Here is a 10185-nt window from a genome sequence, read left to right as displayed (position 1 = left end):
TGAGAATTTTAACCCTAGCTCTAGTTGCATTAGTAGGTTGATTTCCTACGTTTTCAATTGGACCAGTAGAGAAAGGCATTTTAAATTCACCTCCTACTAAATTAAAAGATTAATAACCTATAGATTATAGTTTCATAGTATTCAATACTTTATTAAAATGATCTAAATCAATTAACCAATTTGTTTTAAAAATAAAAATGAAGTTTACATAACCTTATGCTTTTTAATGATGAATGAGCAGGTCCGTTAAGAAAAAAGAAAAGACACCCTAAGGTGCCTTCCTCCGACTTGATAACCACATTTTATGTATTGGAATATCATGTTAACTTTTTATGAATATGATGTACGTTCTGACTATTTATTGGATAAGTGTGGATAAACATACAAGAAAAAAAGCTCACTTTGCATTATATGTAATAAATATGATAAGTAAAGGGGTTTGGTTGTTTATGTCATCCAATTATAGAAAACACTTCAACCCTTGTAATATGCCTTGCGCGTTTCCTGTTCCTATGCCAGGAGAACAAGGAATTTCAGGCCCAACAGGGCCAACAGGGTCTACAGGATTACAAGGGACTCCAGGACCACAAGGCCCAACCGGTCCAACGGGAGAGACAGGAGGAACAGGCCCGACAGGCCCAACAGGAGCAACTGAAGGGTGTCTTTGTGATTGCTGTGTTTTCCCTATGCAGAACGTTTTACAACAACTTATTGGGCAGACTGTGATTCTTGCCACTATTGCAGACGCACCAGACGTAGCCCCTCGTTTCCTTTTATTCAATATTACTTCCGTGAATGATTTTTTAGTTACAGTCACAGATCCAGTTAGCACCACAACCTTCGTGGTCAATATTTCTGATGTAATAGGGGTAGGATTTTCACTAACAGTACCACCACTAACATTACTTCCACCTGCCGATTTAGGATGCGAATGTGATTGTCGTGAACGACCAATTAGACAATTACTGGATACGTATATCGAATCTATAGTGAATCTTTTAATAAGTAATGGTTCTCTTTCACCAATTTTTAAAGTGGAACAAACAGCTCTTGGTATAGTGATAGGTACTTTGCCAATACCTTTAAATCCAACGACACTCTTTAGATTCGCTATTTCAACTTGTCAAATTACAGCTGTGGATATAACCCCTACTGCGACGTAGTTCTTTTCTATCAAGAGGTCAGGTAGTCTTTGCAGAATTTTCATCGGACCAAAATGGAGTTCTTGCTGTAGCACCCTATATATATTTTGCTGGAACACTATTACCTTAATAGATTAAGTAAAAATAAAAAGAGAACCGATTGGCTCTTTTTTTTTAATTTAGTAAAATTATATAAAATTTCACCTCTTTATTTTGGAAATGATTTCTGGTTCTGTTGCAAAGTTTGAAAAAGGCATAAACAGGTTGATAAATGTTCAGCAATATTTATGCAGTGGCAAGTAATTGCTGTAATTCATTGTACGCCGAAAAGACGGAGTCTGATTGAAGACTTCGTTTCTGTTTATATAGGGCTTGAATTGTCTCGATTCCTTTTATTGTGCGAGAAGCATGGCGAAGGTTTTGAAACCCAGACGATTTAACAAATCGACGTTTCACATGACGGTGATCTTGTTCAATGAGATTATTGAAATGTTTGATGGTACAATGCTTTGTATGGTTATAAAACCCGTTTTTCTTCAACTTTTTGAAAGCACAAAGTAATGCAGGAGCTTGGTCTGTTATGAGAACTGACGGTTCTCCGAAATGTTTCACTAATCTTTTCATGAAAGCATAGGCAACCTGATGATTCCGTGTTTTTCGAAGTTGAAAGTCCAGTGTATGACCATCTTTATCAATTGCACGATAGAGATAACGCCATTCTCCTTTAACTTTGATATAGGTTTCATCCAAATGCCATGATGATTGGGAAGCTTTATTTTTCTTTTTCCAGATTTGATAGATGAGATTGCCATATTCATGAACCCATCGCATGATGGTTGTGGGATGAACCGATACATCACGTTCTTTCAAAATTTCAAATACATCACGATAACTTAAAGAAAAAACGACAATAGTAGCCGACGGCTACTAAAATAATATCCTTTTTAAACTGTTTTCCTTTAAAATATCCCATATATCATTCTCCTGCTCACACTTTTTCTACAGGTTAGCTCAGTTTAGAAAACTTTGCAACAGAACCGTTTATAGCAACAGTATACAAAAAATTAGTGTTATTTTATGCATAAGCAATTACTCTACAAAATAGACCTTTTTGTCAAACTTTTTTACTAATTATCAATCTTTATTTTAAATCTACAGTATAAACATTGTATGAAAGTTTGTTATCCCTATTAAGTAGAAACTTGCTATATAGAATAATTTTTTTATATGATAAAGTGGGCTTATGCTTAAATGAAAAAAGGAGAGTGACCCAGATGACAAACCAAAATGAAACGAACGCTTTACCACCAAAAACATGTACGATTGAACGTCTCATTACGATTCAGGAGGACATTGAAAAAGTACTTGCAGGACAGAAAACGGCTACTCGCCGCAACGGGAGATATGCGGATGTCGGGGAAGTGATGGAGCTTCAAGGTCACCGGTATGTTGTGGAGAAGGTCTATTCGCAGTCACTTGGCGAATTGACTGATGAGCATGCACGTCAAGAAGGCTATGCGAATGTGGAGGAATATAAGCAATCTATCCTGTCTCTTCACCCTGGCATGCCGTGGCTGCCAAATATGAGAGTTTGGGTTCATGAGTTCCATCCCATCAAAGGTTAATGTGATATAAGGATGGACATGTTGTATCGACTACTTCTGTATGTACATATTTTTAGTGTAATCTTATCCATCGGCCCGTTTTTTGTATTGCTTCCGCTCATCAAAAAATTGCGGGCTACAGAGGCCCGAACACAGCAGGCTTATCTGGATGTATTCCGATTTTCGGTCAGGCTGGCCAAGCATGCCGGGCATGTGCTGGTTGCATCCGGGGTTCTGCTTGTACTGGCGGGCCCTTGGACTTGGAAGACCCCTTGGATTGTGATGACCCTTATTCTCATGGCGAGTTCAATATTTTTCCTGGCCCGCGCCTTTTCTCCGACCATTCGAAAATTCAGCGAAACGGGCCAAGACAAGAACGCCTTGATTCAATTGTTGCGGCGTTCTGTTTGGATTTACATTGTTCTTTTAATGGCGATGTTATGGTTCATGGTGACAAAGCCTGCGCTGTGGCAGGGGTGATAGATCTAGGGCGAATAGCGGCTTGCCGTTTGAATTCGCCAGGCGGCATGGAACAAGGTGTAGGTGTTAAAAAAAGGTTGATTAAAAAGTAAACGTCAAGTAACTCTAAAATCAACCTTTGTTGTATATTTTGGAGTTACTTGACGTTTACCAATTTAAATGACTTTGATGCGGTGATTTAACGATAAAAAAGAGACAACTCAAAAACTTGATACCCCTTGTTCTTTGAGTCGTCTCTTTTTAATATCATGAATAACATAGTCTAATTTCATTGCAGAAAGAATCGTATTATGTATTTCTCAATTCACGCATCCCAATCATTTACAAACTAATTTATGTTTGAATTTCTTTCATCATCTCCTAAGTTACGGAAGTTACTATCATTCATATTATCACAACCGTTACTGCTATCCTAGTGCCCCGATGATAAATCTGAATCACTATCTCCAGACTTTTTTCTTTCACTCGTATTCCTATTCACATTCTTGTTTTGCCATACAAACAGCTGATAATACAAGACAATGAAAACAATCATTAACATCCCAAGTAATAAATCCCCCAAAAAGCCCCAAGACACAACAAATATAGATATGATGCAGTAAATACAAATTGCAATGATGACATATGAAATTTTTGCTATCAAACGTAACATTCTTTGAATAAATGTTGGTTTCGATTCTATTTCCTTCATTTTTCTTCTACTATTCTTCCTATTTTTTTCTGGCCATATGTCATCAAACAGATGGAAATAAAAGATAAAAAAAGGAATGACTGCAACCTCCACAGGAAGTTCACTCCAATAATCCGGAAGTATCACATACTTAACTATAGAAATAATAAACAATACAATGATGGCATATAAGATTTTCGCCGTCAATCGTAACATTCTTTGAATAAGTGTTGGTTTCGAATCCGCTCTCTTTCTCTTCTTTTTAATATTTTTAGCATAATGATTATAACGTTTTCTTTTTTTGCTCATATTTCCCCTCATTTTTCCTTTTCCGCCTCAGATAAATAATATATATTATTCCAATAATAGCGTTTCTACATACTAAATCTAATCTAAAAATCCCTTGATTTGCTTTATATGATGATTGTCATGTTCCGCCATTCCTCTAAAATATTCACTTACTGTCATTTCCTTTGATTCTATACGAAAAATATTCTCTAAGTTTCTATCTACTAAAGCATCTAATAATCTTTGTCTTGTGTCACAGACCTCTTGAATGAGTTGTGTTTTACGAATTCCAGAATGAGCATACTTTTCAGCTGACTTTACTAGCAAAACGAATATATAACTATCGTATCACATTTAAATTGAAATACTGCTTTAGGGACATATTTCGCAAGAAATCTATCCAAAATATAGATAAAAAGTCCATTTAACATGAGGTATTAGGGGTCACCATACATGCCCATCAACTTAAGAGATTTTAATACCCAGCATTAACCATAAATTGATTTTATCGCTTTATGGTATACTGAGTATTTTTTAGGAGAAAAACATTATTTTCTTCTCTCTCTTCGATTCTTTCGCATTATCAAATATTTTAATATCAATTCACAAGCATCATTTTCATTTTCAAAAGTATCTATAATATTCATTCCACCTCTCTCTAACGATTGATATACTTTCCATACTTTTTCTTCTTTTAATATACCTAATTCCAATTCACCAATAGATTTATCACCTAAGTTGTATTCATGTTCTTCTATTCCTAATTCATTCAATCTAGTTTTTAACTCACTAATATTCATTTTAAACCTCCTACTTATTTAATTTATTTGATAAATCCAAATTCCTCCAAATATTCAATGGACATTGGTAATTTCCATTGTATTCCTCCACCTACTGCATCAAAAGCAGGCGCAATTTCACCAGCAAAAGAGGTGAAATTATCCATGTCATATCCATATGCTTTAGCATCCATAAAGAATTCATCTACTAATCCTTTGTCTGGCCATGTTTCAATCACTTGTTTTAATTCCCTGAAATCTCGTATTACTTCATACTTATGATAAACATTCGGATTCTCAATATATGGTAGAGCACGTTCAGAAAATGAATATCCCTTCGTACCATTAAATGGTGATGTGTATGTTCCATATACACTACCATAACGATCCATAACGTCACCAACTTTAGGGGATATTTCTTCTTTATGGCATTTCCCATCCAATCAACTACATATCCTTCCGCCTTTGGCCATTTAACTTTTCCAATAATACTATCAATACAATTAGTACTAGAAATAACTTGAATATCGGTTTTTACTCCTGCCTCTACTGCCTTATTATAAGCTTCAATATTAGCTAGGATTTTTTCATTCGGGGACAAACTTGATTTATTAATATCCTCAATAAGATTTTTCAAACCCTCAAAATGTCGTGATGTCTATCGGTATTGCCTATACAGCAGCAATGATTGACCATTCCGCAATGCGCCAAAGCTTCCTAGGAATTGCAAATAATGCGGACGTTTCCATGTTTAGCAATATCCTATTCATTCTCGTACTCATTGCCCTTTTCAGTTTATCTCTATACTGAATATTAGAAGGACGAAAAGCGACAAAATAGATATATTGTCTATTTGTTAACTAGTCATATAGAATAACGATTCTTTCATAATTAGAACCCTAAAACGAGAAGTTTAGGGTTCTTTTTTATAATTTATAAAATATAAGAGATGTTTTAGACTCGATGCTTCCGCCTAATTATGTAAGTACAAACTATACAATATGTAACTTCTAACCATTCTTCCTTAATCTTCTACTCTCTTTTTCTAACCGTCTAAAAATCACACATATAACACCGCCCGCCACTGTAACTAGAATGCCAGGCACCAATAATAAAAGTCCCCCTCCACTCATCCAAATTAACACTATTCCTAAAATCAAACATATAATTCCAATTATCATCTGACCTCTTTACCCCCCTTTACATAAAATTTACCCATGTTTGTAAAAACATTCTGATGAAATTATACCTCTTTACTTATAACAAACTCAACACTACTAAACTATCTGTTTCTCTCCCTTTCCTTCAAGAAATAAAACCCTATAATTCCATTTTTTCCTATACTATATATTATTATAATAATATATAGTATGATAGAGTAAAAACGAGAGGAGATTATTATGGCAACGATTGGAATTGACCTAGGAACAACAAATAGTTTAGTAGCCTATTGGATGGATCATGGTGCAGCCCTTATCCCCAATGCACTTGGCGAATATCTTACACCATCTGTCATCAGCGTTGACGAGAGCGGTGAAGTTTTAGTCGGACGCATCGCCAAAGAACGGCTGATTACCCATCCGCACGTTACGGCATCAACGTTTAAGCGATTTATAGGAACAGAGAAAAAATACGAGTTAGGTATGTATACATTTTCTTCAGAAGAACTTTCATCTTTTATCATTCAATCTTTAAAACAAGATGCAGAAGCTTATTTAAACAAAGCGGTTACTGGTGCTGTCATTAGCGTACCTGCTTATTTCAACGATGCTCAGCGCAAAGCGACAAAACGAGCTGCTGAAATTGCTGGATTAAAAGTTGAACGTCTCATTAGTGAGCCAACGGCAGCTGCTATCGCTTACGGACTGTATCAGGAAGCGGCAGAGACAAAGTTTCTTGTATTTGATTTAGGCGGCGGAACATTTGACGTGTCCATTTTGGAATTATTTGAAGGAGTGATGGATGTTAAATCGATTGCCGGCGATAATTATCTTGGAGGCGAAGACTTCACAAACAGTCTCATGTCCTTTTTTTTAGAGTCACACCAACTCGATTCCGATTCCCTTGACTCAAAAACGCTATCTTTAATTTATGCACAAGCAGAACGTTGCAAACTTACATTATGTAATGAGCCTGCCGCGATTATGAAAGTCGTTATTCATAATGAGACGTATGAAACTCGCATTAACAGAAGTGAATTTGAAAAATTAGTAACCCCGCTTCTCTTACGGCTTCGCTATCCGATTGAACGCGCACTTCGCGATGCGTCGCTAAACCCTAAGGATTTAGATGCTGTCATTCTAATTGGCGGGGCGACAAGGATGCCGCTTATCAAATCCGTCATTTCTAAAATGTTCGGACGCATGCCTCATGCGAATATTAATCCTGATGAAACGGTTGCTTTAGGTGCTGCGATTCAAGTTGCTTTAAAAGAACGAAACAAAGCACTAGAAGAAGTTATCTTAACGGATGTTTGTCCATATACGTTAGGAACTAGTGTTGTTCAAGTTTTAGGAAATGGACAACAAGAATCCGGATACTTCTTCCCGATTATTGAACGAAATACACCGATTCCTGTAAGTCGAGTGGAACGACTTTATACTGTCAATGATAGACAACACTCCATACTTGTCGATGTTTATCAAGGCGAAAACCGCTTGGTTAAAAATAACTTAAAACTTGGCGAACTTAAAATTAAAGTCCCTCCTGCTCCTGCTGGACAAGAGGCGATTGACATTCGTTATACATATGATATAAATGGCATTCTCGAAGTCGAGGTAATAAGTACAACGACTGGAGAGAAAAAAAGAGCAATTATCCAACAAAATGCCGGAAATCTTACAGAAAAAGAAATTGAAGCTAGACTACTAGAATTGAAGGAAATTAAAATTCATCCACGAGACCGGTCCGAAAACCGATTGCTGCTCGCAAAAGGCGAACGGCTCTATGAAGAATTACTCGGTGACGAACGCCAGAAAGTCGCTATCTTGTTACAGCAATTTGAAAATGCGCTCACAACGCAAAATGATAAAAAAGTGAAAGAAGCTGCTCATATATTAAAAGAGCATTTAGAGAATATTGAAAGGTGGGTCAGTCATTCATGAGCATTTGGGAAACGTTAGAAATTGAGCCTACCGATAATATTGCAGCTATTAAAAAGGCTTATGCAAAACTTCTAAAGATTTATCATCCCGAAGACGATCCTGAAGGATATCAGAGACTGAGAGAAGCATTTGATAAAGCGATAAAAAGCGCAAAACAAATGAAGACCGCACCTCCCTCTCAACAAGAAAAAACAGATGAAAACGAAGGAAATCCCTATATCCATCCCGTATCTCCTACATGGATAGATGGTGATGCTGAACTTACCGCTACTCTCGTTTCAGAACATCCCGTTCACGCATTTACGGAAAAAATCGAGACGCTGTATAACGATTTCTTTGCACGAATCGAACCGAAAAATTGGGAAGACTTATTAAGTTCCGATGTGATATGGGACGTAGAACATGCGGCAGTGATTCAAGATAGATTAATAGAATTTTTACAATATCATTACCATTTCCCCCGCTCGATTTGGGAACTTCTCGACAATGTATTTCGCTTTAGTGAGCAAAAAGAGGAGTTAGAGTTTGAATACGGTGAAGAAACGGTACAATTTTTGCTAGAGAGAATGAGTGGCGAGAAGGAAATGCGTTATGATATTTTCAAGAAAAGTGATGATTTAGATTTTGAAGCGTATTTTCATTTACGTGAAGAAGTTCAGCTCACACTTATGAATAATAACTTAGAAGCAGCAAAAAGTGCACTCGATTTTGCATACGAGCTTTATCAAGAAGATCCGGAACTTTTACGCATGCAGGGCATTTATTATTTGCGTATCGAAAATATAGAACGTGCGTTACAATCATTCAATGACATACTTGTCATTTGCCCAGATGACCTGGATGGTTTACTGTATCGCGCTCGGATTTACTATGACCGCGGGCAGTTTGCAGATGCTATCAAGGACTGTGAGCATCTACTTTCGATTGAGCCGGAGCATATGGACGCACAGTTCTTAATAGTAAAGTATTCGTTCGAATCAGGTGATATAGAAACTGCAACCACTAGGGTGTTGGATGTGGTAAAACATTATCCAGAGCGTGCAGAATTTTTTTCATATAGTGTTCGAATTCACACTGAAATTCCAGGGAAGAGACAGAAGCAAGAAATAAATACGAAGTTTATTATCGGCTATGCGCTATACCTTTTATTTCTATTTATTAGCCGCACCTGGGTTTATTTGATCTTTATGATTCTTATTGTTTTGACCCCACTACCATCTAAATATGCATTACCTCTCCTACTCCCACTTATTTGGGAAGCATGGAAATTCGTTAGGCTTAAAACATTAGCATAAGGAGGAGACAGAATGCCTGTTTTATATAAAAGAAAACGAGAGAAACAGCTCGAACTATATTTCCGCTGTCTGTCTTCCGTTTCTTTGAATTGTTTTTATCTTACAAACTACTTTACCCGATATGAATTCACCCTTATCAGAGACCGCTTTATTGGGAAACGTTTTTTGAAGAACGTGTTATGGACATGGAAGATTGAAAATTCAAAGGAGTTAAAAGAGAAAATTATTTGGTTTTTTGAAGAAGGAACACGGCAGGAATTTAATCGTATACGCCATCAATTGACTCCTCTTTCCGAGGCAGCGCGAAAGCAATTATCGAAAGACCATCCTAACTATGAAAAACTTTATATTGCTAATTACGGATTACATATTTTGACGGATTCCGGAATTGCAGCGTTTGATTATGCATGGTGTATCTGTTTATGTCGGGTCGGTAGAAGACTCGGTTATTTATCAAAAGAGGAAGCAAAGGACTTTATGATACAGGCTGCACGACTTTCACAACATTCTTATTCAGATTGGCACGAGTATTTTAACGCCTTTCGTATCGGCAGCCACTTTAACGCAAATGATATAGAATTCATAAATAAAGATAAGTATAATATTAATTACGTATCGCACTTGTTTGATTATAAAAAAACTCTATTGAGTGTTGTTCCATGGGAAAATAATCTACTTAAAGATTTAAGTTAAATCTGATATTATCCCCTTAAGGTAGACAGTGTAAAAAGACCATGAATACACATGGATGTTACACTTTTACTTGGAGGGGATTTTATTATGGTTAAAAAAGGGGATAAATTTCAAACTTATTCAGATAAAT

10 protein-coding genes and 2 pseudogenes are annotated in these 10185 nt (G+C 36.4%); 7 read left to right on the top strand and 5 right to left on the bottom strand.

The window, feature by feature from the left end:
- A pseudogene (locus tag BWGOE10_RS18205) lies at window positions 1-79 on the bottom strand (ATPase); the annotation flags it as partial.
- Window positions 80-488: 409 nt separating this feature from the next.
- Between BWGOE10_RS18205 and BWGOE10_RS32570 the strand changes: the two are divergent.
- On the top strand, window positions 489-1163 hold the full coding sequence (locus tag BWGOE10_RS32570; RefSeq protein WP_236735999.1) for a collagen-like protein: 675 nt from the start codon (window positions 489-491) through the stop codon (window positions 1161-1163).
- Between the two features lie 264 nt (window positions 1164-1427).
- Here the strand turns inward: BWGOE10_RS32570 and BWGOE10_RS18195 are convergent.
- Window positions 1428-2115, bottom strand: a protein-coding gene (locus tag BWGOE10_RS18195) for an IS6 family transposase (protein ID WP_236735998.1) whose coding sequence is annotated in 2 segments (ribosomal slippage) — window positions 1428-2045 and window positions 2047-2115 — 687 coding nt in all. Because the reading frame shifts where the segments join, the coding sequence is not laid out codon by codon here.
- Between the two features lie 301 nt (window positions 2116-2416).
- On the opposite strand from BWGOE10_RS18195, the gene BWGOE10_RS18190 reads away from it, so the two are divergent.
- Window positions 2417-2767 carry an ASCH domain-containing protein gene (locus BWGOE10_RS18190; protein WP_070144471.1) on the top strand — a complete coding sequence of 117 codons (351 nt, stop codon included), beginning with the start codon at window positions 2417-2419 and terminating at the stop codon, window positions 2765-2767.
- Between the two features lie 18 nt (window positions 2768-2785).
- Window positions 2786-3226 (top strand): DUF2269 family protein, encoded by a 441-nt coding sequence (locus BWGOE10_RS18185; protein ID WP_081338181.1) that lies wholly within the window; start codon window positions 2786-2788, stop codon window positions 3224-3226.
- A 412-nt stretch (window positions 3227-3638) separates the two neighbouring features.
- Here the strand turns inward: BWGOE10_RS18185 and BWGOE10_RS18180 are convergent, their stop codons facing one another.
- The 3 genes from BWGOE10_RS18180 to BWGOE10_RS18165 all read right to left on the bottom strand — a co-directional run bounded on the left by BWGOE10_RS18180 (window position 3639) and on the right by BWGOE10_RS18165 (window position 5406).
- Complete coding sequence (locus BWGOE10_RS18180) at window positions 3639-4205, bottom strand: hypothetical protein (RefSeq protein ID WP_070144480.1); 567 nt, start codon at window positions 4203-4205, stop codon at window positions 3639-3641.
- A gap of 527 nt (window positions 4206-4732) precedes the next feature.
- On the bottom strand, window positions 4733-4984 hold the full coding sequence (locus BWGOE10_RS18170; RefSeq protein WP_002161995.1) for a hypothetical protein: 252 nt from the start codon (window positions 4982-4984) through the stop codon (window positions 4733-4735).
- A 23-nt stretch (window positions 4985-5007) separates the two neighbouring features.
- Window positions 5008-5406 (bottom strand): TNT domain-containing protein, encoded by a 399-nt coding sequence (locus BWGOE10_RS18165; protein ID WP_070144468.1) that lies wholly within the window; start codon window positions 5404-5406, stop codon window positions 5008-5010.
- Window positions 5407-5608: 202 nt separating this feature from the next.
- Here BWGOE10_RS18165 and BWGOE10_RS33850 point away from each other — a divergent pair.
- The 4 genes and pseudogenes from BWGOE10_RS33850 to BWGOE10_RS18150 form a co-directional block, all read left to right on the top strand.
- Window positions 5609-5773, top strand: a pseudogene (locus BWGOE10_RS33850) (MFS transporter); the annotation flags it as partial.
- A gap of 590 nt (window positions 5774-6363) precedes the next feature.
- Complete coding sequence (locus BWGOE10_RS18160; RefSeq protein WP_070144467.1) at window positions 6364-8067, top strand: molecular chaperone HscC; 1704 nt, start codon at window positions 6364-6366, stop codon at window positions 8065-8067.
- The gene (locus BWGOE10_RS18155; RefSeq protein WP_070144466.1) at window positions 8064-9362 is read left to right on the top strand and encodes a J domain-containing protein; all 1299 of its coding nucleotides are present in this window, start codon (window positions 8064-8066) and stop codon (window positions 9360-9362) included. The genes BWGOE10_RS18160 and BWGOE10_RS18155 overlap by 4 nt, the downstream gene beginning before the upstream one ends.
- 12 nt (window positions 9363-9374) lie before the next feature.
- The gene (locus BWGOE10_RS18150) at window positions 9375-10055 is read left to right on the top strand and encodes a DUF1266 domain-containing protein (RefSeq protein ID WP_070144465.1); all 681 of its coding nucleotides are present in this window, start codon (window positions 9375-9377) and stop codon (window positions 10053-10055) included.
- Window positions 10056-10185: the final 130 nt, after the last annotated feature.

The organism is Bacillus mycoides, from assembly GCF_001757995.1.
In the GTDB taxonomy this organism is placed as follows: Bacteria; Bacillota; Bacilli; order Bacillales; family Bacillaceae_G; genus Bacillus_A; species Bacillus_A mycoides_B.
Note: the sequence above shows the minus strand (reverse complement) of the source record. Positions and strands in the feature narration are given on the sequence as shown.